25 protein-coding genes are annotated in these 23,321 nt (G+C 69.7%); 12 read left to right on the top strand and 13 right to left on the bottom strand.

The features are described from left to right. Window positions 1–16: 16 nt before the first annotated feature. Window positions 17–943: a cation diffusion facilitator family transporter gene (locus RXV79_RS00675; protein WP_316701364.1), complete on the bottom strand. Its 927-nt coding sequence runs from the start codon at window positions 941–943 to the stop codon at window positions 17–19. 97 nt (window positions 944–1,040) lie between these two features. Between RXV79_RS00675 and RXV79_RS00680 the strand changes: the two genes are divergently transcribed. Next, the gene (locus tag RXV79_RS00680) at window positions 1,041–2,042 is read left to right on the top strand and encodes a cytochrome-c peroxidase (protein ID WP_316701366.1); all 1,002 of its coding nucleotides are present in this window, start codon (window positions 1,041–1,043) and stop codon (window positions 2,040–2,042) included. Between the two features lie 4 nt (window positions 2,043–2,046). Here RXV79_RS00680 and RXV79_RS00685 read toward each other — a convergent pair whose 3' ends face one another. The 4 genes from RXV79_RS00685 to RXV79_RS00700 all read right to left on the bottom strand — a co-directional run bounded on the left by RXV79_RS00685 (window position 2,047) and on the right by RXV79_RS00700 (window position 7,424). Further along, a complete protein-coding gene (locus RXV79_RS00685; RefSeq protein ID WP_316701367.1) occupies window positions 2,047–3,927 on the bottom strand; it encodes a potassium transporter Kup in 1,881 nt (626 codons plus the stop codon). Between the two features lie 70 nt (window positions 3,928–3,997). Further along, window positions 3,998–4,693, bottom strand: a complete 696-nt coding sequence (locus RXV79_RS00690) for a response regulator (RefSeq protein ID WP_316701368.1) — start codon at window positions 4,691–4,693, stop codon at window positions 3,998–4,000. After that, window positions 4,690–6,234 (bottom strand): sensor histidine kinase, encoded by a 1,545-nt coding sequence (locus RXV79_RS00695; RefSeq protein ID WP_316701369.1) that lies wholly within the window; start codon window positions 6,232–6,234, stop codon window positions 4,690–4,692. Before RXV79_RS00695 ends, RXV79_RS00690 begins: the two co-directional genes overlap by 4 nt. A gap of 80 nt (window positions 6,235–6,314) precedes the next feature. Next, window positions 6,315–7,424, bottom strand: a complete 1,110-nt coding sequence (locus RXV79_RS00700) for a zinc-binding dehydrogenase (RefSeq protein WP_316701371.1) — start codon at window positions 7,422–7,424, stop codon at window positions 6,315–6,317. Window positions 7,425–7,663: 239 nt separating this feature from the next. On the opposite strand from RXV79_RS00700, the gene RXV79_RS00705 reads away from it, so the two are divergent. Further along, entirely contained in the window at window positions 7,664–9,508 is a 1,845-nt protein-coding gene (locus RXV79_RS00705) for a flavin-containing monooxygenase (RefSeq protein ID WP_316701372.1), read from the top strand. On the opposite strand, the gene RXV79_RS00710 is transcribed toward RXV79_RS00705, so the two are convergent. Together RXV79_RS00710 and hppD are read right to left on the bottom strand one after the other, a co-directional pair. Continuing rightward, on the bottom strand, window positions 9,498–10,037 hold the full coding sequence (locus RXV79_RS00710; RefSeq protein ID WP_316704218.1) for a VOC family protein: 540 nt from the start codon (window positions 10,035–10,037) through the stop codon (window positions 9,498–9,500). The two genes, RXV79_RS00705 and RXV79_RS00710, sit on opposite strands and share 11 nt — an antisense overlap. Before the next feature lie 8 nt (window positions 10,038–10,045). Next, window positions 10,046–11,137 (bottom strand): 4-hydroxyphenylpyruvate dioxygenase, encoded by a 1,092-nt coding sequence (gene hppD, locus RXV79_RS00715; protein WP_316701374.1) that lies wholly within the window; start codon window positions 11,135–11,137, stop codon window positions 10,046–10,048. A 272-nt stretch (window positions 11,138–11,409) separates the two neighbouring features. Here hppD and RXV79_RS00720 point away from each other — a divergent pair, with 272 nt between their 5' ends. The 3 genes from RXV79_RS00720 (at window position 11,410) to RXV79_RS00730 (ending at window position 12,974) form a co-directional block, all read left to right on the top strand. Continuing rightward, window positions 11,410–11,844 (top strand): secondary thiamine-phosphate synthase enzyme YjbQ, encoded by a 435-nt coding sequence (locus RXV79_RS00720; RefSeq protein ID WP_316701376.1) that lies wholly within the window; start codon window positions 11,410–11,412, stop codon window positions 11,842–11,844. A 24-nt stretch (window positions 11,845–11,868) separates the two neighbouring features. Further along, window positions 11,869–12,249 carry a hypothetical protein gene (locus RXV79_RS00725; protein ID WP_316701377.1) on the top strand — a complete coding sequence of 127 codons (381 nt, stop codon included), beginning with the start codon at window positions 11,869–11,871 and terminating at the stop codon, window positions 12,247–12,249. Between the two features lie 197 nt (window positions 12,250–12,446). Next, window positions 12,447–12,974: a hypothetical protein gene (locus RXV79_RS00730; RefSeq protein ID WP_316701378.1), complete on the top strand. Its 528-nt coding sequence runs from the start codon at window positions 12,447–12,449 to the stop codon at window positions 12,972–12,974. A 5-nt stretch (window positions 12,975–12,979) separates the two neighbouring features. Here RXV79_RS00730 and upp read toward each other — a convergent pair whose 3' ends face one another. The 6 genes from upp to phnF all read right to left on the bottom strand — a co-directional run bounded on the left by upp (window position 12,980) and on the right by phnF (window position 18,346). Beyond that, window positions 12,980–13,612 (bottom strand): uracil phosphoribosyltransferase, encoded by a 633-nt coding sequence (upp, locus tag RXV79_RS00735; RefSeq protein WP_316701380.1) that lies wholly within the window; start codon window positions 13,610–13,612, stop codon window positions 12,980–12,982. 11 nt (window positions 13,613–13,623) lie between these two features. Continuing rightward, a complete protein-coding gene (locus tag RXV79_RS00740) occupies window positions 13,624–14,838 on the bottom strand; it encodes a URC4/urg3 family protein (protein ID WP_316701382.1) in 1,215 nt (404 codons plus the stop codon). Next, window positions 14,831–16,093, bottom strand: coding sequence for a GTP cyclohydrolase II (locus tag RXV79_RS00745; RefSeq protein WP_316701383.1), 1,263 nt, complete (start codon window positions 16,091–16,093; stop codon window positions 14,831–14,833). Before RXV79_RS00745 ends, RXV79_RS00740 begins: the two co-directional genes overlap by 8 nt. 118 nt (window positions 16,094–16,211) lie before the next feature. Then, window positions 16,212–16,814, bottom strand: coding sequence for a ribose 1,5-bisphosphate phosphokinase PhnN (locus RXV79_RS00750; RefSeq protein WP_316701384.1), 603 nt, complete (start codon window positions 16,812–16,814; stop codon window positions 16,212–16,214). A 90-nt stretch (window positions 16,815–16,904) separates the two neighbouring features. After that, on the bottom strand, window positions 16,905–17,585 hold the full coding sequence (locus tag RXV79_RS00755; protein ID WP_316701385.1) for a DUF1045 domain-containing protein: 681 nt from the start codon (window positions 17,583–17,585) through the stop codon (window positions 16,905–16,907). After that, on the bottom strand, window positions 17,582–18,346 hold the full coding sequence (gene phnF / locus RXV79_RS00760; protein WP_316701386.1) for a phosphonate metabolism transcriptional regulator PhnF: 765 nt from the start codon (window positions 18,344–18,346) through the stop codon (window positions 17,582–17,584). The genes RXV79_RS00755 and phnF overlap by 4 nt, the downstream gene beginning before the upstream one ends. A 67-nt stretch (window positions 18,347–18,413) precedes the next feature. On the opposite strand from phnF, the gene phnG reads away from it, so the two are divergent. From phnG to phnL, 7 genes are read left to right on the top strand one after another with little or no spacing between them, the layout of a single operon-like run. Continuing rightward, complete coding sequence (phnG, locus tag RXV79_RS00765) at window positions 18,414–18,881, top strand: phosphonate C-P lyase system protein PhnG (protein WP_316701387.1); 468 nt, start codon at window positions 18,414–18,416, stop codon at window positions 18,879–18,881. Further along, window positions 18,878–19,489 (top strand): phosphonate C-P lyase system protein PhnH, encoded by a 612-nt coding sequence (gene phnH, locus RXV79_RS00770; RefSeq protein ID WP_316701388.1) that lies wholly within the window; start codon window positions 18,878–18,880, stop codon window positions 19,487–19,489. Before phnG ends, phnH begins: the two co-directional genes overlap by 4 nt. After that, window positions 19,489–20,562, top strand: coding sequence for a carbon-phosphorus lyase complex subunit (locus RXV79_RS00775; protein ID WP_316701389.1), 1,074 nt, complete (start codon window positions 19,489–19,491; stop codon window positions 20,560–20,562). Before phnH ends, RXV79_RS00775 begins: the two co-directional genes overlap by 1 nt. Beyond that, window positions 20,559–21,407 (top strand): alpha-D-ribose 1-methylphosphonate 5-phosphate C-P-lyase PhnJ, encoded by an 849-nt coding sequence (locus tag RXV79_RS00780; protein ID WP_316701390.1) that lies wholly within the window; start codon window positions 20,559–20,561, stop codon window positions 21,405–21,407. Before RXV79_RS00775 ends, RXV79_RS00780 begins: the two co-directional genes overlap by 4 nt. After that, the gene (locus tag RXV79_RS00785) at window positions 21,397–21,849 is read left to right on the top strand and encodes a GNAT family N-acetyltransferase (RefSeq protein ID WP_316701391.1); all 453 of its coding nucleotides are present in this window, start codon (window positions 21,397–21,399) and stop codon (window positions 21,847–21,849) included. The genes RXV79_RS00780 and RXV79_RS00785 overlap by 11 nt, the downstream gene beginning before the upstream one ends. Next, entirely contained in the window at window positions 21,846–22,625 is a 780-nt protein-coding gene (phnK, locus tag RXV79_RS00790; RefSeq protein WP_316701392.1) for a phosphonate C-P lyase system protein PhnK, read from the top strand. Before RXV79_RS00785 ends, phnK begins: the two co-directional genes overlap by 4 nt. 2 nt (window positions 22,626–22,627) lie before the next feature. Continuing rightward, window positions 22,628–23,317: a phosphonate C-P lyase system protein PhnL gene (gene phnL, locus RXV79_RS00795; RefSeq protein ID WP_413816716.1), complete on the top strand. Its 690-nt coding sequence runs from the start codon at window positions 22,628–22,630 to the stop codon at window positions 23,315–23,317. Window positions 23,318–23,321: the final 4 nt, after the last annotated feature.

Raw genomic sequence — 23,321 nt, forward strand, 5'->3', positions numbered from 1 at the left:
AGCGTCGGCGCCCGGCTCAGCGCACCGGCGCGTGCCACGGGTCCACGTGCGTCATCACGTTGAGCACGCGGTGGTGCTGCTGCATCACCCGCTCGCGGGCGGCCAGCGCGATGTCGTGGCCGGCCTCCACGCTGAGCGTTGCGTCGACCTCGATGTGCGCATCGACCAGCACCATGTCGCCCATCTTGCGGGTGCGCACGTCGTGCACACCGGCCACCCCGGGCGTCGACACGAGCGTGCTGCGGATGGCGTTGACCTCTTCTTCGTCGACCGCGTGGTCCATCAGGTCATTGAGCGAGCTGAAGCCGTAGCGCCAGCCCATGCGCACGATCATCAGGCCGACGATGAGCGCGGCCACCGCATCGAGAAAGGTGTAGCCCGCGAGGCTGCCGGCGATGCCGAGTGCCACCACGAGCGAGCTGGCCGCGTCGGACCGCGCATGCCACGCATTGGCGACGAGCATGCTCGACTTCAGCCGCTCGGCCACGCGCAGCAGGTAGCGAAAGAGCAGCTCCTTGGCCGCGAGCGTGACGAGCGCCATCCACAGGGCCGCGGCCTGCACGCCGCCACCCGACGACGGCGTGGCGATCTGGTTCACTGCCGACCACAGCATGCCTGCGCCCACGCTCATCAAGAGCGCGCCCAGCAGCAGCGTGGCCGCGTTCTCGAAGCGCTGGTGGCCGTACGGGTGCTCCGCATCGGCGCCCTTGTGGCTGTGCCGGTTGACGAAGAGCACCACGAAATCGGAGACCAGGTCCGACAGCGAATGCAGCCCATCGGCCACCAGCGCCTGCGAGCGTGCGGCCAGGCCGATCGCGATCTGCGCCGCGGTGAGCACGAGGTTGACCCACACGCTGACCCAGGTGCTGCGCGAGGCGGCACGGGCCCGTTCGGCGGGGGTGGCGGTGGGGTGGTCGTCGGAAGGGGGCGGGTGCAGGATCACGGCGCCAAGCCTACGCGATGCAAACCTCCCCTAGAACAAGTGATCGCCGATCGTGCGGGCACTTTCTACGATGTCCTCCTTGCCGAAGGAGGCCGCCATGAAGACTCTCGCCACCACCTTGGCCCTGCTGCTCGCCGCCTGTGCCGCTCCGGTTCCGCCCGGGCCGCCCGTGGCGCCGCTACGCGAGCAGGCACGGGCCCTTTTCGGGGTGGTGAAGCCGGTCGACCCGGCCGAGGTGCAGGCGCCGGCCGCAACCCTCGGCCGCGCGCTCTTCTGGGACACCCGCCTCTCGCTCGACGGCAAGACCGCCTGCGCCAGCTGCCACTCGCGCGACGACCACAGCGCCGACCGCCGCCGGGTCTCGATCAACGCCAAAGGCGAGCCCACGACGTTGCACTCGCAACCGATGTTCATGGCGCAGGACCAGGCCGTGCTGCGCTGGTACGGCGACCGCCGCGACGGCGCGCACCAGGCTGAGCGGTCGATCAGCGGCTCGATGGGCTTCGCCGCGGCCGATGCCATCGGCAGCACTTTGAAGCAGCACGGCTACGAGCCGGCGTTTCGCGCCGCCTTCCCCGACGTGGCCGAGCCGGTGGGTGCGGCCACCTACGCGCGGGCCTTGCAGGCCTACCAGCGCACGCTGCGCACGCCGTCGCGCTTCGATGCCTTCCTGCAAGGCGACGACCAGGCCCTGAGCGCACGCGAACGCACCGGCCTGCAGACCTTCATCGCCACCGGCTGCGCGGGCTGCCACAACGGCGCATTGCTGGGCGGCAACGCCATGCAGAAGTTCGGCCTGGTGAAGGACTACTGGCTCGCCACCGGCTCACCCAAACCCGACCTCGGGCGTTTCAACGCCACGAAGCAGGAGGGCGACAAGTACGTCTTCCGCGTGGCCATGCTGCGCAATATCGCCAAGACCGCACCGTACTTTCACGACGGCTCGGTCGAGCGTCTCGAAGACGCGGTGCGCATCATGGGCGAGGTGCAGCTCGGCCGCACGCTCGCTGCGCAGGAGATCGACGACATCGTCGCCTTCCTGCGCTCGCTCACCGGCGAGCTGCCGGGGCATTACGGGCCGCCGGCGCGTTTCAATTGATCGATCAGATCTGCACCCGGGTGCCCAGCTCGATGACGGCGTTGTCGGGCAGGCGGAAAAACTCCGACACCCGCCCCGCATTGCGGCTCATCGCCGCGAAGAGCTTCTCGCGCCAGCGCGCCATGCCGATGCCGGCCGTCGGCACCACCGTTTCGCGGCTCAGGAAGTAGCTGGTCTCGAAGGCCGGCACCTCCAGGCCGTGGGCGGCGCAGGCGGCGAGCGCGCGCGGCACGTCGGGCGTCTGCATGAAGCCGAAGTGCAGCGTGACCTGCCAGAAGCCGTGGCCGAGATCGCGCAGCTGCAGGCGCTCGTCGTCGGCGACCCACGGCACGTCGGCGAAGGCCACCGTGAGCACCACGTTGCGCGCGTGCAGCACCTGGTTGTGCTTGAGGTTGTGCAGGAGCGCCTGCGGCACGGTGCTCGGGTCGGCCACCGGGTAGACCGCGGTGCGCGGGATGCGCGGCAACGTCTCCTGCGGCAGCCGGTCGACGAACGCCTGCAGCGCGAGCCCATCGTGGCGGATGCCCTCGACGAGCAGGCGCCGCCCGCGCGCCCAGGTGCTCATGAGCGCGAAGAGCACGAGGCCCGTGGCCAGCGTGAACCAGCCGCCCTCGAAGAACTTCACCGAGCAGCTCACCACCAGCAGCAGGTCGATCGCGAGGAAGAAGCCGGTGGCGCCAAGCGCGACCGGCAGCGGCAGCCCCCAGCCGTGGCGCACCACCACGTAGGTGAGCAGCGTGGTGATGAGCATGGTCACCGTCACCGCGATGCCGTAGGCGCCGGCCAGTGCCGCGCTGCTGCCGAAGCCGAGCACGACCGCCGCCACGCCGAGCGCGAGCGCCCAGTTCACGCCCGGCAGGTAGATCTGCCCCGCTTCGCGCGCCGAGGTGTAGTGCACCTCCATGCGGGGCAGGAAGCCGAGCCGGATGGCCTGCTGCGTCATCGAGTACGCGCCCGAGATCACCGCCTGCGAGGCGATGATGGCGGCGAGCGTGGCCAGCACGATGGCCGGCACCAGCCACGCGCCGGGGAAGAGGCGGAAGAACGGGTTCTCGATCGCCCCCGGGTCGCGCATCAGCAGCGCGCCCTGCCCGAGGTAGTTGAGCGCGAGCGAGGGCAGCACCAGGGCCGTCCACGCGAGCCGGATCGGTGCACGGCCGAAGTGGCCCATGTCCGCATAGAGCGCCTCGGCCCCGGTGACGGCGAGCACGATGGCGCCGATAGCGGCGAGCACCATCCAGCCGCGACCCTGCAGGAACTGCCACGCATGCAGCGGGTTGAGCGCCGCGAGGATGCGCGGCTCCTGTGCGATCTGCGCGAGGCCGCTCACCGCGAGCGCGGCGAACCACAGCACGATCACCGGGCCGAAGGCACGGCCGACGGTGCCGGTGCCCAGGCGCTGCATCGCAAAGAGCGCCGCCAGCACCACGAGCGAGGCCGGCACCACGTAGGGCTTGAGGGCGGGCGTGGCGACTTCCAGGCCTTCCATCGCGCCGAGCACCGAGATCGCGGGCGTGATGACGCCGTCGCCATAGAAGAGCGTGGCCCCGAAGAGCCCGACGACGAGCAGCACCCGGCGCAGGCGCGGCCGGTGGCGCGCCGCTTCGGCGGCGAGCGCGGTGAGGGCGAGTGCGCCGCCTTCGCCGCGGTTGTCGGCGCGCAGGATGAGGATCACGTACTTGAAGGTCACGATCAGCATCAGCGCCCAGAAGACCGCCGAGCAGGCGCCCAGCAGGTGCGCCGCATCGAGCGGCACGCCGGTGGCCGGCTCGAATATCGCCTTCATCGTGTAGAGCGGGCTGGTGCCGATGTCGCCGTAGACGACGCCGACGGCGCCGAGCGTGAGGGCGGCGAGGCCCTGGCGGGTGGGAGTGGGTGATGACATGCGCAGATGCGGGAAACGAGAAGGCGCCCAGCGTGCGCCCGGCCGCATCAGGAACGCATAAGCGCCGTCGTCAGTCGTCGGCGGGCTCGGCCAGCCGGTAGCCCACGCCGGGCTCGGTGAGCAGCAGCTGCGGGTCGGCCGGCTCGTGCTCGAGCTTGGCGCGCAGCTGGCCCATGTAGAGCCGCAGGTAGTGGGTGTGCTCGCTGAAGTCGGCGCCCCACACGTCGGTGAGCAGCTGCCGGTGCGTGACCACCTGGCCGGCCTGGCGCACAAGGCGCGCGAGCAGGTTGAACTCGGTGGGCGTGAGGTGCACCGCCTTGCCGTCGAGCATCACCTCGCGTGCGGCGAGGTCGACGAACAAGGCCTCGCGCCGGTAGTGCGTGATCGACGGCTGCACCTGCGTGCCGCGGTGGCGCAGCGCGACGCGCATGCGTGCAAGCAGCTCCGGCACGCCGAAGGGCTTGACGAGGTAGTCGTCGGCCCCGGCGTCGAGCAGGCGCACCTTCTGGCCTTCGCCTTCGCGTGCCGAGATCACGATGAGCGGCGTGGCCTGTCGGCGGCGCAAGGTGGCGAGCAGGGCGTCGCCGTCGCCGTCGGGCAGGCTGAGGTCGAGCAGGACGAGGTCGACCGGCGTGTGCTGCAGCAGCGCCAGCCCTTCGCTGAGGCTCGCCGCGGTGACGAGCTCATAGCCTTCGACCACGAGCGCATCGCGCAAGGTGTTGCGCAGCTCGCGGTCGTCTTCGACGAGCAGCACCTTGAGGCTCATGCAGGCGCCTCGGCGATCGACGGCGGCGTGCCCTCCGGCAGCCAGCACTCGAAGCTCGTGCCGCCATGGCCGCGCGGCCTGAGCTTCAGCTCGCCGCCGTGCGCGCGTGCGATGGCGCGGCACACGGCGAGGCCCACGCCGGCGCCGCGCCGCTGCCCGCCGTGCGGCGCGAATTCCCCGCGCTGGAACACCTCGAACACCCGCTCGCGCCAGCCCGGCGCGATGCCGGGGCCGCGGTCGCGCACCGCGAAGACGACGTGCGCGCCCTGGCGCCGCACGAGCACTTCCACCGGCGCTTCGGCGGGGCTGTACTTGAGCGCGTTGTCGACCAGGTTGTCGAGCAGCTGCGTGAGCAGGATGGCGTCGCAGCGCACCAGCGGCAACCCGGGCTCGAGCCGCGCGCGCGCGCGGCGCGTGGGGTCGTGGCGGCGCGCGCGACGCAGCACGTTGCCGACGATCTCTTCCGCCGATTCCCAGTCGAGCTGCAAGGGCACGCCGGGGGTGTCGAGCCGGGCCAGCTGCAGCGTGTTGTCGGTGAGGCGGCTCAACTGCGCGGTCTCGTCGACGATGGACTGCGCGAGGCGCTCGCGCTGGGCCGCCGACAGCCGCGCGCCCTGCTCGTGCAACGACGAGGCGGCGCCCATGATGGCCGCCAGCGGCGTGCGGTAGTCGTGCGAGATCGCGGCGAGCATCGCGTTGCGCACGCCTTGCAGCTGGGCGTGCCGTTGCGCCTCGGTGGCTTCGCGGCGCGCCTGGGCGCGCTGCAGCGCCAGGCCCATCTGGTCGCACAGGGCCTGGGCCTGCACGCGCAGGGGTTCGTCTGGCGGCGCCAGCGCCTCGAAGCCGATGCGCACCGCCCCGAAGGCCGCCTGCCGGCCGCGCAAGGGCAGGTACCACTCGGGCAGGTCGGCATGGCGGCCGGTGCCGGGGCCGAAGGCCTGCGCCTGCCGCGTGCAGTGCCACAGGCCCGACAGCACGTGCGCATCGGGCTCGCCCAGCACGAGGGTGGCCTGCACATCGTCTTGAGCCGGCAGGGCGCCGCGCAGCACCAGCAGGGCGGGTGGGGTGCCCAGCAGCTGCGTGAGCGCATCGCGCAGCGTGCCGGCCTGCGCGGCCGGGTCGTCGGCGTCGCGCAGCGCGTCGCCCAGCTGGCGCAGCTGCTCGGCCTGCAGCGCATGCGCACGCGATTGCGCCGCGACCTGCCGCTGGCGCGCCACCACCGCGGCCACCACCCAGCTCACCGCCAGCATGCCGGCGAGCAGCAGCGCGTCTTGCCGCAGGTCGATGGCGAAGGTGTGGCGCGGCGGCACGAAACACCAGTTGAAGGCGGTTACGGCCGCGGCAGTGGCGAGCAGCGAGGCGCCGATGGGCAGCCACAGCGTGGCGAGTGCGGAGGCGAGCACGAGCAGCATCGCGAGACCCGACAGCGCCACCTGGCCGTCGAGCGCCGCCATCGCGGCCCAGGCCAGCGCCCACACGCCGACGGCCGGGGCGACACGGCGCAGGGCATCGGGCATCCACAAGAAGAAGGGCCTGCTCATCGTGCCGAACACGGTAGCAGGCCCTGCATCAGGAATCCGTCAGGATGTGCCGCGCCGCCCCTGCGGGCGCGGTGGCGGGGTCAGTCGAACAGGATCACGCCGCGCGCGTTGCGGCCTTCGGCCAGGTCGGCAAACGCCTGCGGTGCCTCGTCGACCGAGTAGGTCTTGGTAATGAGCTCGTCGAGCTTCAACTGGCCGGTGCGGTACATCTTGATGAGTCGCGGGAAGTCTTCGCGCGGGCGGGCCGAGCCGAAATAGCTGCCCTTGAGCGAGCGTTCCATCGCGGTCATCGCGAGCGTGCGCACCGGGGCGCTGTCGGTGGGGGCCGACACGCCCACCGTGACCGCCATGCCGCCGCGGGCGAGCACGTTGACGGCCTGCGCGACGACCGCGCCCACGCCCACGCATTCGATCGCGTAGTCGGCGCCGCCGCCGGTCAGTTTCATGATCGCCTTGACCACGTCTTCCACGCTCTTGGCGTTGACGGTGTGCGTGGCGCCGAAATCCTTCGCCATCTGCAGCTTGAGGTCGGAGGTGTCGACCGCGACGATCATCGAGGCGCCCGCGATGCGGCAACCCTGGATCGCCGACAGGCCCACGCCGCCGCAACCGAACACGACGCAGATCGAGCCGGCCTGCACCTGCGCGGTGTTGAGCGCGGCGCCCACGCCCGTCATGACGCCGCAGCTCACGAGGCAGGCCTTGTCGAGGGGCATGTCCTTGTCGATCTTCACCACGCTGTCGACCGCCAGCGTGGCGTATTCGGCCATCACGCCACAGGCGCCGAATACGTTGAAGCCCTCGCCCTTGTCGGAGGTGAAGCGCGGCACCGCGCCGGGTGCCGCGAGGGCGGCGCGCACCGGCTGGTCGCACAGCTGCGGGCGGCCGGTCGAGCAGTAGCGGCAGCGGCCGCACATGGCGACGAAGCTGCTCAGCACCGTGTCACCCACCTTGAACTCGGTGACCGCCGAGCCGACCGCCTGCACGATGCCGGCACCCTCGTGGCCGAGCACGAGCGGCAGCGCCATCTGGATGGTGCCGTTGGCGGCCGAGAGGTCGCTGTGGCACACGCCGCAGGCGGCCATCTTCACGAGCACTTCGTTGGGGCCCGGGTCCTTGACCTGCAGCGTCTCGACGGTGATGGGGCCGTTGACTTCGCGGACGACGACGGCACGTGCGGTGGTGGGCATGGGAGTCCTTCTTTCTCGATGGAATACAGCTGAAGCGACGAGGGTACGCACTCCGCCGGCCGCCTTCAAGAGCGGCAGCCCGCACGCCCCTGTCACATGAGCGACGCCGCTGGAGTGACGTCGTGCACACAACGTTCCGCCAGATGGGGACGATGCTCAAAATCCATCGCCGAAACGGTGCGGTTCTAAGGCAGATACCTTACAGTTGAAAGCTTTCACCGAATTTGTACTGCTGATATATGAGCACCGACACCCTCGCCGCGCCGGCACCCGCACCGGCCTCGGGCCTTTCAGACGAACAGATGGCCGAACTCCAGGCCTTGCGCGAGCGTTATCGCGTCGAGCGCGACAAGCGCCTGCGGGAAGACGGCAACGAGCAATACGTCGAGATCAAGGGCGACTACGCGCGCTACGCCGTCGACCCCTACGTGCCGCCGGGCTTCACGCGGGCGCCGCTCGCCGACCAGGTCGAGATCCTCGTCATCGGCGGTGGCTTCGGCGGCCTGCAGGCCGGCGCGCACCTGCGCATGGCCGGTGAGGAGAGCATCCGCTTCATCGAGGCCGGCGGCGACTTCGGCGGCACCTGGTACTGGAACCGCTACCCCGGCGCCGCCTGCGACATGGAGGCCTCGGTCTACCTGCCCATGCTCGAAGAGCTGCGCGTGAAGCCCACGATGCGCTTTGCGATGGGCGCCGACATCCTGGCCCATGCGCAGCACATCGCCCGCCACTTCGACCTGTATCGCGATGCGCTCTTCCAGACCCGCGTGACGAAGCTCGAGTGGGTCGAGGCCGATGCGGTGTGGCTCGTGCACACCGACCGCGACGACCGCATCCGCGCCCGCTTCGTCGTGATGAGCAACGGCCCGCTCAACCGGCCCAAGCTGCCCGGCATTCCCGGCATCGAGGGCTACCGGGGCCACACCTTCCACACCAGCCGCTGGGACTACGCCTACACCGGCGGCGGCCCGCTCGGTGGGCTCGACAAGATCGGCGACAAGCGCATCGCCATCATCGGCACCGGCGCCACCGCGGTGCAGTGCGTGCCGCACCTGGCCGAGGGCGCGAAGCACCTCTACGTCTTCCAGCGCACGCCCTCGTCGGTCGACGTCCGCAACGACCGCCCGGTGCCGCCCGAGTGGTACGACGAGCAGAAGCCCGGCTGGCAGCGCGAGCGCATCGAGAACTTCACCACGCTCGTCGCCGGCGGTTATGCCGACCGCGACCTGGTGCGCGACGGCTGGACCGAAGCCGCGCGCAATTTCCGCCAGCTCGCGATGGCCGACCGCTCGGTGCTGTCGTCGATGGAAAAGATCATGCTGACGATGGAGCTGGCCGACGCGAAGAAGATGACGGCGGTGCGCGCGCGTGTCGACGAGGTGGTGAAAGATCCGAAGGTGGCCGAGTCGCTCAAGCCCTGGTACCGCCAGTTCTGCAAGCGCCCGTGTTTCCACGACGAGTACCTGCAGACCTTCAACCGCGACAACGTGACGCTGGTCGACACGCAGGGCGCGGGTGTCGAGCGCATCACCGAGAACGGCATCGTCGCCAACGGCCAGCACTTCGAGGTGGATGCGATCGTCTTCGCCACCGGCTTCGAGGTCGGCACGGGCTATACCCGCCGCGCGGGCTACGACCTCATCGGCCGCAGCGGCGAGACGCTCTCGCAGAAATGGGCCCACGGCATGCGCACGCTGCACGGCATGCTGACGAACGGCTTCCCGAACCTCTTCATCTTCGGCCCGCCGCAATCGGGCCAGACCGCCAACTACACCCACTCGCTGGGCGAGCAGGCGCGCCACGCCACCTTCCTCATCAGCCAGGCGCATGCGCGCAAGGTGCGCACGATGGAGCCCACCGTGGCCGAGGAAGACGCCTGGGTGCAGACCATCATCGACGGCCAGCGCCGCAACCAGGAGTTCCTCGCCTCGTGCACGCCGGGCTACTACAACAACGAAGGCAAGCCCGAAGCACGCGGGGTGCAGAACTCGCCCTACGGGCAAGGGCCGATTCCCTACTTCAAGATGCTGGCGCAGTGGCGCGAGAGCGATCGCTTCAGCGGGCTACAGCTGACTAGCCTTTGAACTCGCGGGCGTGCAGGAAGTCTGCGTGCTTCGGCGCGCGCTTCGTGCGGCTCCATTCTTCGAGCATGTCCCACTTCACCGCGTCCAGCTTCTGGATCGTCGCTTCTTCTTCGGGGTCGGGGCAGGCGAGTTCGACGCGGTGCCCGTTGGGGTCGAAGAAGTAGATCGAGTGGAAAGCGCCGTGGTCGGTGACGCCGAGCACGCTCACGCCCTGCGCTTCGAGGTGGGCCTTGTAGGCGAGCAGCGTCGCGCGGTCTTTCACCCGGAAGGCGATGTGCTGCACCCACTCGGGCGTGTTGGGGTCGCGGCCCATCGGCGGCTTGGTGGGCAGCTCGAAGAAGGCGAGCACGTTGCCGCCACCCGCATCCAGAAAGATGTGCATGTACGGGTCGGGCTCCTTCGTCGAGGGCACGCGGTCTTCGGCGATGGCGAGCTGGAACTTGAAGTTGAGCATCTTCTCGTACCAGAGCACCGTCTCCTTCGCATCTTTGCAGCGGTAGGCGACGTGGTGGATGCGTTCGGTTTTCAGTTCCATGGTCACACCTCCACTTTCAACGCGCCACGGCGGATCTGGTCGCGCTCCAGCGATTCGAACAGCGCCTTGAAGTTGCCCTCGCCGAAGCCTTCATCGGCCTTGCGCTGGATGAACTCGAAGAACACCGGCCCCAGCAGATTCGCCGAGAAGATCTGCAGCAGCAGCCGCTTCTCGCCGTTCGCCGTGCTGCCGTCGAGCAGGATGCCGCGAGTCTGCAGCTCCTTCACCGGCTCGCCGTGGCCGGGCAGGCGCTCGGCCAGCATCTCGTAGTAGATGTCGTTCGGGGCCGTCTGCAACTTCACGCCTGCGAGCTGCAGCGCGTCGACGCTCGCGATCAGGTCGTCGGTGAGCAGCGCGATGTGCTGGATGCCTTCGCCGTTGAACTTCATCAGGAACTCTTCGATCTGCCCCGAGCCCTTGCCCGCCTCTTCGTTGAGCGGAATGCGGATGAGGCCATCGGGCGCCGTCATCGCGCGGCTGGTGAGGCCGGTGTATTCGCCCTTGATGTCGAAGTAGCGGATCTCGCGGAAGTTGAAGAGCTTCTCGTAGAAGCCGCCCCAGAAGGCCATGCGCCCGCGGTACACGTTGTGCGTGAGGTGGTCGATGATTTTGAAGCCGTGGCCTCGCGGGTGGCGCGCCGCAGGGTCCTGATACGCGGGCAGGAACTCGAAGTCGATGTCGTAGATGCTCTTGCCGTCTTCATAGCGGTCGATCAGGTACAGCGGCGCCCCGCCAATGCCCTTGATCGCGGGCAGCTTCAGCTCCATCGGCCCGGTGGGCACGTCGACCGGCTGTGCGCCGAGCTCGATCGCGCGGTAGTAGGCCTTGTGCGAGTCCTTCACGCGGAAGGCCATCGCACACGCGCTCGGGCCGTGCTCGGCGGCGAAGTAACCGGCCAGGCTCTTGGGTTCGCGGTTGACGATGAAGTTGATGTCGCCCTGGCGGTAGAGCAGCACGTCCTTGCTGCGGTGGCGGGCGACGAGGCTGAAGCCCATCTGCTCGAAGAGCGGCTCCAGGGTGTTGGGCGTGGGCGAGGCGAATTCGACGAACTCGAACCCCATCAGTCCCATGGGGTTGTCGAAGAGATCGGGCATGGTGTGCTCCTGTGCGTGGGGGGTCGAGGGAGCGGCTCATCACAAGGAGAACCGCGTGGCGCTCAACGACCCGGCGGTGCGCAGGGCAGGCCGCGCACGGAGGCGGCCAAATGCTCTCCGAACGTCATGGCCAGCGGGGCCAGACGGGCATGTGAGGCGATGGAGGCGGTGTCCACGGGCCCCAGCATAGCGCCGGGGCCCATTCCCGGCGAGCCCGCTTGGCATTGCCGGCGTGGCGGTCTCTTCCTTGCAGACCGCCCTATGCTCTGGCCATGCTTCGCCAGCACCAGACCACCCTGCACGTCGACACCCGCGGCCGCGGCCTCGCCGAGATCACACGCCCGGTGAGCGAGTGGGTCGCACAGAGCGGCCTGCGCGAAGGCCTGCTGACGCTCTTCGTGCGCCACACCTCGGCCAGCCTCGTGATCCAGGAGAACGCCGACCCCGATGTTCGCGGTGACCTCGACCGCTTCTTCGCGCGCCTCGTGCCCGATGGCGACCCACTCTTTCGCCACCAGGACGAAGGCCCCGACGACATGCCCGCGCATGTGCGGGCGGCGCTCACCGCGGTGCAGTTGTCGATTCCGCTCACCCATGGACGGCTGGCCCTCGGCACCTGGCAAGGCATCTACCTGTGGGAGCACCGCACCCGCCCCCATCGCCGCGAGGTGGTGGCGCATCTCTTGGGCGAGCCCGGCCCCGCGTGAGCCACGATCGGCGAACATCCCGTCATGCCCAGTACCTTGAGATCCATCGATTGGAAAGTCGTCGCCTTTGCCCTCGTCGCCGCCTACCTGGTGCCGGGCATCGTGCTTGCCGGCCTGCTCGCCATGGTCAACCACAGCCTGACGCTCGACGCGCTCACGCTCATGACGGCGCTGCTCTCCATCGTGAGCTTCCTCGTGCCGCCCGTGGCCGGCGGCTACCTCGCGGCCCGCTTTGCGCGCAGCCAAGCATGGCGCCATGTCGCCGTGGTCGGTGTGCTCGGGGCCTTGCTGTCGCTGCTGGCGTTTCATGCCTCGCCGCGCGCGATGCTGCTGTACGTGCTGGCGTCGATCGCACTGGCGGCGTTCGGTGGCTACATCCGGCTGCAGGGGCGGCCGAAGGCCTGAGCGGCTCTGGTAAAACCGCGGTCTCACCGCGTCTCCCACCGAGGCGCGATTTTGTTTTCAACACCAGGAGATCCACATGAGTGCAGACAAGGACCGCGGCATCCGCCGCATCAAGCAGAAGCGTGCCAAGGACGCCAAGCGCGCCGCCAAGCAGGCCAAGTCGACGAAGCCGGCACCGGCCAAGTCCTGAGGTTCCGATGCGCGCCGCCATCGTCGTCCTGGCGATGGTCGCCGCCTGGCTTTCGCCAGCGGCGAGGGCTTTCGAGCCCGTGACCGCCGACCTCGAGCAACGCCTGAAGCGCACGGGCGTCGAGGCGGTGAACGATCACCTGAGCGCCAATGCCTTCGACCTGGCGCTGCTCCACCGCGACACCGAAGGCTGCGCCGCACGCGCGGTGGGCCTCACCGTCGAGCTGAGCCGCGGTGCCCGCTCAGGGACGACCGAGGCGCACACCGAGGCGCTGCGCACGGCGCTCGGCCGCTGCACCGGGCTCGTGCTGTCGCTCGTGTCGGTGGCCGAGGTGCCGAAGGTGTGCGCCTCGGTCCCGTCGTGGACGGTGATGCAGACGGTGCGCGAACTGCGCCGCCGCATGCGCATCATCGAGGCCGACGAGGCGCTGCGCAATAGTGCCAAGGGCAAGGCCTGCAGCGCTGCCTGCCTGCACGAACTCAAGACGACACGTGCGGGGCTGCAAGCCTCGCCGCGGGGCCAGCGGGCCCGATAGCCGCCTTATTTCGTCCCGAAGATCCGGTCCCCCGCATCGCCGAGCCCCGGCACGATGTAGCCGTGCTCGTTGAGCTCGCGGTCGACCGCCGCCACGTAGACCGGCACGTCGGGGTGCGATTCGGTGAAGTTCTTCAGGCCTTCCGGCGCGGCCAGCAGGCACACGAAGCGGATCGACTTCGGGTTCGTCTCCTTGAGCCGGTCGACCGCCGCCACCGCCGAGTTGCCGGTGGCGAGCATCGGGTCGAGCACGATGGCATCGCGCTCGTGCATGTCTTGCGGCATCTTGAAGTAGTACTCCACGGCGACGAGCGTCTTCGGGTCGCGGTACAGGCCGATGTGGCCGATGCGCGCACCGGGGATCACGTTGAGCATGCCGTCGAGAAAGCCCGCGCCGGCCCGCATGATCGAGACGAACACCGTCTTCTTGCCATCGATCACCGGGCTTTGCATCTTCTCGAGCGGCGTCTCGATGTCGATCAGCTGCGTGGGCATGTCGCGTGTGACTTCATACGCCATCAGCATGCTGATCTCGCCCAGCAGGCGGCGGAAGCTGTTGGTGCTGCGGTCTTTCTCGCGCATCAGCGTGAGCTTGTGCTGGATGAGCGGGTGGGTGATGTGATGGATCTGTGCGGTCAATCGGGTCTCCCTCAGAACACGGTGCCGTCGCTCTCGATCTTGAGCGGCGGGCTGCCACCTTCGCGCAGCGACTTGGCAATTTCGCGCCCGGCGGCCCAGGTGCCGCCTTCGAGGATGCATGCGAGCGGCATCTCCTCGGGCTTCTTATGCAGGCGCTCGCGCACGAGCGGTGCCAGCTCGTCGACCAGCGCGACGGTGAGCGCGCGCCACTCCACGATGGCCTCGTCGGCCGCGGTGTGCGTGCGCGAGGCGAAGCTCGTGTCACGCGGCACGATCACGCGCGAGTCGAGCAGCAGGCCGCCGTTGCGGTATTCGGGCAGGCCGGTCAGGCCATCGAGATCGGTGAGCGTGACACCGGCCCACTCGAAGGGCTCCAGCAGCGAATAGGTCAGCCACTGGCTGAGCTTGTGGAAGGGCACCCAGCCGGCGGTGAGGCCGCTGCCGCCGGCAAACGGGTGGGGCCAGCAGTCGCCGAGCGGCGTGCCCTGCAGCTGGCTGCCGGTGAGCCAGATCGGGCCCAGGTGGTCGAGCACGGCCTGCAGCACGGCGGGCGCGGGCAGGCGGTCGAGCTGGCCGCGCTGGGTGAGCGTGTCGTAGAGGCCGCCGGGCCGGCCGTCCGCGCCGAAGACCCCGGGTTGCGAGGCGAGCGTGTCGCCCAGGCGGCGCATCAGCGTGGCGCGGCCGGTGAGGCCGACGAGCGGGTTGTCGTCGCGCACCTGGAAGACCTGCGCGAGCAGCGCGTCGTCCACACGCTGCAGCGCGGGTGCGTCCACGCGCAGCGGGTCCAGCGGGTCGCTCGAGAAACAGCCGGCGACGAAGGCGCGGAAGGTCGCCACCCCCAGCCCTTCCGAGCGTGTGAACTCCGCGCCTTTCTCATCGAAGCGCCAGCTCGGCCCCGCGCCCGCATCGAGCAGCACGCTCATCACCGTGAGGTCGATGTGGGCCTGCGCCTGCTCGGCCGCGTCGCGCCCTTCGAGCAGCAATGCCAGCTCGCCGCGCCGGTCCACGCCGCCCGTTTCGAAATGCCGCCAGCGCGAGTGATACGGAATGCGCAGGTCGGGGTATTGCCGGCGTGTCACCTGCTCCACCCGGCGCGCCACCTCGTCGAGCTGGCTGCGGTGGATCGTGAAGTATTTGGACTGGCCGGCCTCCACGGCCGCGAGGATGTGGCGGCAGCGCTCGCGGATGGTGGCAGGAGAGCGGAGCAGGGCGGCGGGGTCAGACAAGATCCCGCCCCTTCGTGGAAGCGAGTGCCGCCGCATCGGGCACCACACCGTCGGTGAAATACCCCGCTGCGATCTTCGCCTCGATCTCGACCTTCGCATCGGCCGGCACCAGTTCATCCGGGATCTTCACGCGCTCGCCCACCTCGATGCCGCTGCCGGTGATCGCGTCGTACTTGTCGTTGCTCATGCTCACCAGGCGGTGGATCTTCTTCACGCCCAGCCAGTGCAGCACGTCGGGCATCAGCTCCTGGAAGCGCATGTCCTGCACGCCGGCCACGCACTCGGTGCGCAGGAAGTACTTGTCGGCGCTGTCGCCGCCCACCTGTCGCTTGCGCGCGTTGTAGACGAGAAACTTGGTCACCTCGCCAAGCGCGCGCCCTTCCTTGCGGCTGTAGGCGATGAGCCCCACGCCGCCCGCCTGCGCGCCCTTGATGCACTCTTCGATCGCATGCGTGAGGTAGGGCCGGCAGGTGCAGATGTCGGAGCCGAACACGTCGGAGCCGTTGCATTCGTCGTGCACCCGCGCGGTGAGCGTGACCTCGGGGTTCGCCAGGTCGCGCGGGTTGCCGAAGATGTAAAGCGTCTGCCCGCCGATGGGTGGCAGGAAGATGCCGATGTCGCTGCGCGTCACGAGCTCGGGGTACATACCGCCCGTCTCTTCGAACATCACGCGGCGCAGGTCGGCCTCGCTCACGTTGAAGCGCTTGGCGACACCCTCGATCCACCACACCGGCTCCACCGCGATCTTGGTGACGGTGGCCGAGGCGTCGTCGAGCAGGATCTTCCCGTCGATCTGCAAACGCTGGAAGGCGATCGCCTGCTTGATCTCGGGCAGGTGCACATGTGCCTGCGTCACCGCGATGGTCGGGCGGATGTCGTAGCCCTGCGCGAGTTGCTCCGCGAAGACCTCGCCCACTGCCGCGCCCCAGGGGTCGAGCGACACGATCTTGTGCGCGTCGCTCCATTGCGGGTAGGGGCCGATCGGCGTGGTGGGGGCGGTGTTGGTGAGGTCGGCGCGGTGGCCTTTCACCAGGTTGCCGGCGGCGACCGCCAGCGCGCGGTACACGCCGTAGCTCCCGCTGTGCGTGCCGACCACGTTGCGGTGCTGGCGGTGCGTGGTGGTGCCGATCACCGGCCCACGCTCGGCGGCGGTGGCCGCGCCCCAGCGGATCACGGGGGTGGCGTTGGGACCGGGGTGCGATGTGAGGCGGATGTGCTTGGAAGTACGGGCCTCGCCGACCTTGTCGCTGCTCATGGGTGCGTCGCTCCTTTGCTGGTGACGACGCGAGTGAGCATACGCCGTCAACTGGCGCGCTGGCGCGCCTTCGGAGGGTGCAGCAAGGCCTGGGCCACCCGTGTGGCCGAGCAGTGCTTCACGGTCGTGCGGCTTGTTGCACGGCGGCCGCGGGCGAGGAGGCGCCGGTGGCCCACCAGTCGTGCAGCTCGGCCACCGTCTCGTCGAGCGGGCCGCTGTTGTCGATCACGAGGTCGGCGGCGCTGTCGGGTGCGCTGCGCGAGATGCGTGCGGCCAGCTCGTGCGCCGTCTCGCGCCCTCGGCCGTGCAGGCGCTCGAGCCGCAGCGCCTCGGGCAGCACGATCTCGACCACCCGCGCCTGCGGTGCGTGCTCGCGCAAGAGCGGCAAGTGCTGTCGCGAGCCGTTGACCACCACGCAGCGGCCGTCGTCCAAGGCGCCCAGCTCCGACCAGCGCACGCCGTAGTGCAGGCCATGCGCCTGCCAGTGAAACGCGAGCTGGCGCTCGGCCACGAGCCGGTGGAAGGCGGTGACCGACACCGGCTCGTGGTCTTCGCTTGGGTGGCGCTCGCGCGTGATCACGCGGCGGGCGAGGTGCGGGCGGTGGCCGGCCGCGAAGAGGCGCAGCCAGGCAGTGATCACCGCGTCTTTGCCGACCCCGGAGCGGCCCACCACCACCAGCAAGTGCCGGCTGTGGAGCTGCAAACGGGTGGACAGGGGCAAGCGCGGAGGGGAGGTCGGAAGGTCGTCGTGCAGCATGAAATCACAAGCGGCGGATGTTGCGGCAATTCGGTGCCCGTGCCGGCAACGCGGCTACTGCGCGAGCGGGAATCGCTGCACCAGCTGGAAGGGCCGGCCCGGCGCCGGCTCCATGAAAAGGCAGACCGCATCGCACACCAGCGGCTGCGCAAGCGCGGGGGCGAAGTGCCGCTCGGTCTCGCGTTGCATGGTGGCGCGCAGGCCCATGTCGTGCGGTAACGAATCGGTGAGCGTCATGTGGAAGCGCCAGCGTGCCAGCACGTGCGGGTAGCCGTAGCGTTGCAGCAGGCCCTGCTGCTCGTCGTCGAGCCGCAGCTTCAGGCGGCGCAGGGTTTCGTCGGGCGTGGGCGGCGCGCGCCAGGGGTCGAGCTGCACCACGCAGTCGTCGGCCAGGCGGTGCAGCGGGTGGCTGCGCGAGAGCGGCTCCACCGGCCGCAGCGCCAGGAAGCCGCTCAACCATTGCACCGACAGGGCGGGCATGGTGAACGAGGGCGTGCGTTGCGCGAGCCGCGCCAGGGCGTCGTGCAGGCTGGTTTCGTCGCGCCCTTCGGCCAGGCGGATGGGCGGCTTCAGCGTGGCGTGGAAGCCGTAGCGCCAGGGTTCCCGCACGTGTTCGCGCCGCGGCGCGGGCGCGTCGGGCGCCGAGGGGTCGCGTTGCAGCCACTCGCAGCCGGCACGCCACAGCGGGTGCGTGGGCGGCGGGGCGTAATAAATGGCATGGCGCACGGTGCTCATGTCTCCAAGGCATCCGGCTCGACGGTGAGCTGTACCGCATCTGCGGCAAACAGCGTGCGACCCGCCTCCACCGGCATGCCCTGGCCGTCAACGTTCACATAACGCACCACCAGCACCGGCTGCGTGACGGGGCGGGCCAGCGCATCCGCCTCTTCCACCGTGGGCAGGCGGCACGAGACCACGCTGCGCTTGCGGGTGTAGTCGGGCACCCCCAGCGCGTGCAGGGCGGCGGTGACGCTGCGGTGCTTCGCGAGCGCCTCCACCATGCCGTCGAGCCGCGGCAGTGGGTAGGCCGAGGTGGCGAGGTTGATCGGCCGGCCGCGCACCGTGGCGCGGGTGTACAGCAACTGCACCTTGGCGGTGGCGGCCACGCCGAGGTCGCGCGCCCATTCGCCGGCGCGCACCACCTCGTGGGCCATCAGCTCGCGGTCGGCCGTCTCGCCCGCGGCGGCCAGGTTCTGCGAGAGGCGGGTGCGGCGCTGGAGCGCGTAGTCGAGCACCAGCTCTCGCACGTAGGTGCCGCTGCCGTGCGCCACCCGCACGAAGCCTTCCTGTGCCAGCGCCTGCACCGCCTGGCGCAGCGTGTGGCGGTTCACGCCGAAACGCGCGGCCAGCGTGGCCTCGTTGGGCAGCTTCTCGCCAGGGGTGAGGCGGCCTTGCACGATGTCGTGCCGCAGCTCGGCGGCGATGGCTTCCCAGCGGCGCACGGCGGTCGGTGTGTCGGGGCTGTCGGCGGGAAGGGACGAGGCGTTCAGGGTCATGTCAAAAAGCTGTCACGGGTGGAGCGCTACAGTCGGGCCATTCTAAAGTCATCTAGATGACATCGACATGACCTCAACACCTGATTCTCGACGCCAAGCCTGGCTCGCCGTGCTGGCCCTGGCCCCGCGCGATGCGCTGGCCCGGCACGCCGCGGCACGCGTCGCCGAGCACCGCTTCGAGTGGCTGCGCGAGCCCGAGACGGGCCTGGCGATGGTGCGCGGGCGCATCGCCAACCGCGGCGACCGCTTCAACGTCGGCGAAGCCACGCTCACGCGCTGCATCGCCCGCATCACGCTCGGCGGCCACACCACGGCCGGTGTCGGCCACGTGCTCGGGCGCGACGACGAGCGAGCCCGCTGGATCGCGCAGCTCGACGCGCTGCTGCAGCAGCCGTCGTTGCAAAACTCGCTGCAGCGCGACGTCATCGAGCCCTTGAGGGCAGCGCGCGAGCAGGTGCTGGCGGCAGAGCGCGCCCGGCATGCGGCAAGTCGGGTGTCTTTCTACACGCTCGCGCCGGAGGTGGCCGCACCATGAACGCCAGGGCCGAACTTCTCGCCAACATGCCGCGCGGCTTTGCCGACGCCACGCACGATGCGCAGGCCGTCTTCCGCGCCGTGCTGGACGCCCTCTCACGCCCCGGCCGCCTGCAGACGCTCGCGGCGAGCGATGGCCTGCAAGCGCCCGCGCCCTTGTCGCGTGGCCTGACCGCGTTGCTGCTCACGCTGCTCGACGCCGAGACGTCGCTGCACCTCGACGGTCCGCTCGCGAGCGATGCCGCCTGGCTCTACGCGCGTTTCCACACCGGCGTGCAGCCGGCCGCACGCGAGGTGGCCGATTTCGTCGCGGCGCGGGCGGCCGATGCGAGCCTCGAAGGTTTGCGCCTCGGCACCGACGAAGCCCCGCAGCACGGCGCCACGCTGATCGTCGATGCCCCCACGCTCGCGGGCCAGTCGCTGGTGCTGAGCGGGCCAGGCATCGAGCACACCCAGCGCATCGGCCTGTGCGGCCTGTCGGCCGAGTTCTGGCAACAGCGCATCGCGCAGGAAAAGCACTTCCCACGCGGTGTTGATCTGCTCATCGTCTGCGGCTCGCAGCTGATCGCGGTCCCGCGCTCCACCCACATCGAGATGGAGGCGCACTGATGTACATCGCCGTCAAAGGCGGTGAAGCCGCCATCGAAGCCTCGCGCAGCCTGCTCGCCGCCGCCCGCCGCGGCGACCCGGCGGTGCGTGAACTGGAAGTCGCGCAGATCCGCGAGCAGCTCGGCCTCATGGTCGACCGGGTGATGGCCGAGGCCTCGCTCTACGACCCCGAACTCGCCGCGCTCGCGCTCAAGCAGGCGCGCGGCGATGCGGTCGAAGCGATCTTCCTGCTGCGCGCCTACCGCACCACGCTGCCGCTCGTGGCCGCCACCGAGCCGGTCGACACCGCGCGGATGCAGGTGCGCCGCCGTGTCTCGGCGATCTTCAAGGACCTGCCCGGCGGCCAGCTGCTCGGCCCCACCTACGACTACACCCAGCGCCTGCTCGACTTCACGCTGCTCGACGGCAGCCGAAGCTCTCCGCTTCCGCCGACGTCGGCCACCGAGGCGCCGTCCAACATGCCGCACGCGCTCGATGCGCTGAGGGCCGAGGGCCTGGTCGAAGCCAGCGCGCCCAGCGAGGGTGACCCCCCGCCGCCCGACATCACCCGCGAGCCGCCCGTCTACCCGCTGCCGCGCAGTGCCCGCCTGCAGATGCTCGCGCGCGCCGACGAAGGCTGGGTGCTCGGCATGGCCTACGCCACGCAGCGTGGCTATGCGCACAGCCACCCCTTCGGCGGCGACATCCGGTACGGCACGGTGGCCGTGGAGATCGTGCCCGACGAGCTGGGCTTCCCGGTCGCGGTCGGCGAGATCGACGTCACCGAGTGCCAGATGATCAACCAGTTCGAAGGCTCGGCGAGCGTGCCGCCGCAGTTCACCTGCGGCTACGGCCTCGTCTACGGTCACGGCGAGCGCAAGGCGATGGCGATGTCGCTGGTCGACCGCGCCTTGCGGGCCGACGAGTTCGGCGAAGACATCACCGCGCCGGTGCAGCAACAGGAGTTCGTGCTGCCGCAGGGCGACAGCATCGAGGCCTCGGGTTTCGTGCAGCACTTGAAGCTGCCGCACTACGTGACCTTCGAGTCCGAGCTTCAACTCATTCGCAAGCTGCGTGAGGAGTTCGACCAATGATGCAGGGCTACAACTTCGCGTACCTCGACGAGCGCAGCAAGCGCATGATCCGGCGCGCGATCCTCAAGGCCGTCGCGGTTCCCGGACATCAGGTCCCCTTCGGCTCGCGCGAGATGCCGCTCGCCTACGGCTGGGGCACCGGCGGCATCCAGGTGACGGCCGCCATCCTCGGCCAGCACGACGTGCTCAAGGTCATCGACCAGGGCAGCGACGACACCACCAACGCCGTCAACATCCGCCAGTTCTTCGCCCGCACGGCCGGCGTGCAGACGACCGAGCGCACACGCGAGGCGACCGTGATCCAGACACGCCACCGCATCCCCGAAGCGCCGCTCGGCGAGCATCAGGTGCTGGTCTACCAGGTGCCCCAGCCCGAGCCGCTCTACAAGCTCGAAGCCCGCCGCAGCGAAACGCTCAAGCTTCACGCCTGCGAGGAATACGGCCTCGTCAACGTGAAGCTCTACGAAGACCTCGCGCACTGGGGCCGCGTGGAAACCACCTACGACTACCCGGTGCTGGTGAACCGGCGCTACGTGATGTCGCCCTCGCCCATCCCGAGCTTCGACAACCCGAAGATGCACCGCATGCCGGCGCTGCAGCTCTTCGGTGCCGGCCGCGAGAAGCGCATCTACGCCGTGCCGCCCTACACCGAGGTGAAGAGCCTCGACTTCGAAGACCACCCTTTCCAGGTCGAACACTCCGGCCACGCCTGCGCGCTGTGCGGCTGCACCACGAGCTACCTCGACGAAGTGCTGCAGGCCGGGGGCGAGCGCCTGTGGACCTGCTCCGACACCGACTGGTGCCGCGAACAACAAGAAGCGAAGGAGGCAGCGAATGCCCGCTGAACTCGAGGTGCGCGAAGCCAAGCGCACCGACATCCGCACCTTGATCGACCTCTACACCGCCGCCGGGCTCGACACCCGCGGCGCGCACGACGAGGCCGTGATGCGCATGAACTGGGACCGCATGCGCACCGCCGCGCCCGGCGTGCGCGTGTTCATCTTCTCGCTCGCCGGCCTGCCGGTGGGCACCTACACGCTCTTCATCCTGCCGCTGCTGGCGCACAACGGCGCGCCCGAAGCGATCGTCGAAGACGTGGCCGTGCACCCCGAGGCGCAGGGCCAGGGCATCGGCCGCCGCATGATGGAACACGCCCGCGAGCTGGCGCGCGAAGCCGGCTGCTACAAGCTCGCGCTCTCGTCGAACCAGAAGCGCGTCGAGGCGCATGCCTTTTATGAACGCCTCGGCTTCGAGCGGCACGGGTTCAGCTTCGTGGTGACGCCATGACAAGACCTCTCCTGAAGGTGCAGGGCCTGCACCACCAGTTCCCCCTCGCCCGCCGCTTCGCGGTGGAAGACGCGAGCCTCGAGCTGCACCCCGGCGAGGTGATCGCCCTCGTCGGCGAATCGGGCTCGGGCAAGAGCACGCTGCTCAACTGCATCGCCGGGCGCCTGCAACCCACGCGCGGCCAGGTGATCTACACCGCGGCCAGCGGCGAGGTGCTCGACGTGCACCGCCTCACCGAGCGCGAGCGCCGCCGGCTCGAGCGCACCGAGTGGGGCCACGTGCAGCAGGACGCGAGCCTCGGCCTGCGCATGAACGTGAGTGCCGGCGCCAACATCGGGGAGCGCCTGATGGGCCAGGGCCAGCGCCACTACGGCGAGCTGCGCAGCACCGCCACCGAGTGGATGCAACGCGTGGAGCTGCAACCCGAGCGCATCGACGACTCGCCGCGCGCCTTCTCGGGTGGCATGCGCCAGCGCCTGCAGATCGCACGCAACCTCGTCACCCGCCCGCGCCTGGTGCTGATGGACGAGCCCACCTCCGGCCTCGACGTCTCGGTGCAGGCGCGGCTGCTCGACCTCATCCGCCTGCTGGTGGCGCGCCTGCACCTCTCGGCCATCATCGTCACGCACGACCTCGGCGTGGCACGCCTGCTCGCGCACCGCACGCTCGTGATGCGCGAGGGTCGCATCGTCGAGCAGGGCCTCACCGACCGTGTGCTCGACGACCCGCAGCACGCCTATACCCAGCTGCTCGTGTCCTCGGTTGTCGCCCCATGACCATGCTGCAGATCGACTCCCTCTCCAAACACTTCACCCTGCACCTGCGCGGCGGCCTGGAGCTGCCGGTGCTCAAGCAGGTGTCGCTCGAGGTCCAGGCCGGCGAATGTGTCGCGCTGCTCGGCGCCTCGGGACAGGGCAAGAGCACGCTGATGAAGTGCCTCTACGGCAGCTATGGTGCCGACAGCGGTGCCATCTGGTTCGACGCCAGTGCCGGCCGCATCGACATCGCCCAGGCCACGCCGCAGCAGATGCTCGCGCTGCGCCGCAAGGACATCGCCTACGTGAGCCAGTTCCTGCGCGCCGTGCCGCGCGTGCCCGCGCTCGACGTGGTGGCCGAGCGCTGGTTGCAAGCCCGCCCCGAGCTCGACGCCGACGAAGCGCAGGACGAGGCGAGAGAAGAAGTGCGCCGCCTTTTCGCACGCCTTCACCTGCCCGAGAGCCTCTGGGACCTGCCGCCCGCCACCTTCTCCGGTGGTGAGCAGCAGCGCGTCAACATCGCCCGCGGTTTCATCGAGCCCGCGCGCCTGCTGCTGCTCGACGAGCCCACCGCCTCGCTCGACGCGGCCAACCGCCGTGTCGTGATCGAACTCATCCACCAGGCGCGCGCCGCCGGCACCGCGATCGTCGGCATCTTCCACGACGAGGAAGTGCGCGACGCCGTGGCGAGCCGCTGCGTTCCCGTCCACTGAAAGC

Origin of the sequence: Piscinibacter gummiphilus, assembly GCF_032681285.1 — a bacterium.
Lineage (GTDB): Bacteria > Pseudomonadota > Gammaproteobacteria > Burkholderiales > Burkholderiaceae_C > Rhizobacter > Rhizobacter gummiphilus_A.

Bases quoted from the DNA above. Each gene is read 5' to 3' on its own strand.
- RXV79_RS00730 (WP_316701378.1), top strand. From the start codon at position 12,447: ATGCGCGCCGCCATCGTCGTCCTGGCGATGGTCGCCGCCTGGCTTTCG.
- hppD (WP_316701374.1), bottom strand. From the start codon at position 11,137: ATGCCCGATCTCTTCGACAACCCCATGGGACTGATGGGGTTCGAGTTC.
- RXV79_RS00725 (WP_316701377.1), top strand. From the start codon at position 11,869: ATGCCCAGTACCTTGAGATCCATCGATTGGAAAGTCGTCGCCTTTGCC.
- RXV79_RS00720 (WP_316701376.1), top strand. From the start codon at position 11,410: ATGCTTCGCCAGCACCAGACCACCCTGCACGTCGACACCCGCGGCCGC.
- RXV79_RS00680 (WP_316701366.1), top strand. From the start codon at position 1,041: ATGAAGACTCTCGCCACCACCTTGGCCCTGCTGCTCGCCGCCTGTGCC.
- phnL (WP_413816716.1), top strand. From the start codon at position 22,628: ATGCTGCAGATCGACTCCCTCTCCAAACACTTCACCCTGCACCTGCGC.
- RXV79_RS00785 (WP_316701391.1), top strand. From the start codon at position 21,397: ATGCCCGCTGAACTCGAGGTGCGCGAAGCCAAGCGCACCGACATCCGC.
- RXV79_RS00775 (WP_316701389.1), top strand. From the start codon at position 19,489: ATGTACATCGCCGTCAAAGGCGGTGAAGCCGCCATCGAAGCCTCGCGC.
- RXV79_RS00745 (WP_316701383.1), bottom strand. From the start codon at position 16,093: ATGAGCAGCGACAAGGTCGGCGAGGCCCGTACTTCCAAGCACATCCGC.
- RXV79_RS00695 (WP_316701369.1), bottom strand. From the start codon at position 6,234: ATGAGCAGGCCCTTCTTCTTGTGGATGCCCGATGCCCTGCGCCGTGTC.
- phnK (WP_316701392.1), top strand. From the start codon at position 21,846: ATGACAAGACCTCTCCTGAAGGTGCAGGGCCTGCACCACCAGTTCCCC.
- RXV79_RS00700 (WP_316701371.1), bottom strand. From the start codon at position 7,424: ATGCCCACCACCGCACGTGCCGTCGTCGTCCGCGAAGTCAACGGCCCC.
- RXV79_RS00685 (WP_316701367.1), bottom strand. From the start codon at position 3,927: ATGTCATCACCCACTCCCACCCGCCAGGGCCTCGCCGCCCTCACGCTC.
- RXV79_RS00755 (WP_316701385.1), bottom strand. From the start codon at position 17,585: ATGAGCACCGTGCGCCATGCCATTTATTACGCCCCGCCGCCCACGCAC.
- phnH (WP_316701388.1), top strand. From the start codon at position 18,878: ATGAACGCCAGGGCCGAACTTCTCGCCAACATGCCGCGCGGCTTTGCC.
- RXV79_RS00780 (WP_316701390.1), top strand. From the start codon at position 20,559: ATGATGCAGGGCTACAACTTCGCGTACCTCGACGAGCGCAGCAAGCGC.
- RXV79_RS00690 (WP_316701368.1), bottom strand. From the start codon at position 4,693: ATGAGCCTCAAGGTGCTGCTCGTCGAAGACGACCGCGAGCTGCGCAAC.
- RXV79_RS00705 (WP_316701372.1), top strand. From the start codon at position 7,664: ATGAGCACCGACACCCTCGCCGCGCCGGCACCCGCACCGGCCTCGGGC.
- phnF (WP_316701386.1), bottom strand. From the start codon at position 18,346: ATGACCCTGAACGCCTCGTCCCTTCCCGCCGACAGCCCCGACACACCG.
- phnG (WP_316701387.1), top strand. From the start codon at position 18,414: ATGACCTCAACACCTGATTCTCGACGCCAAGCCTGGCTCGCCGTGCTG.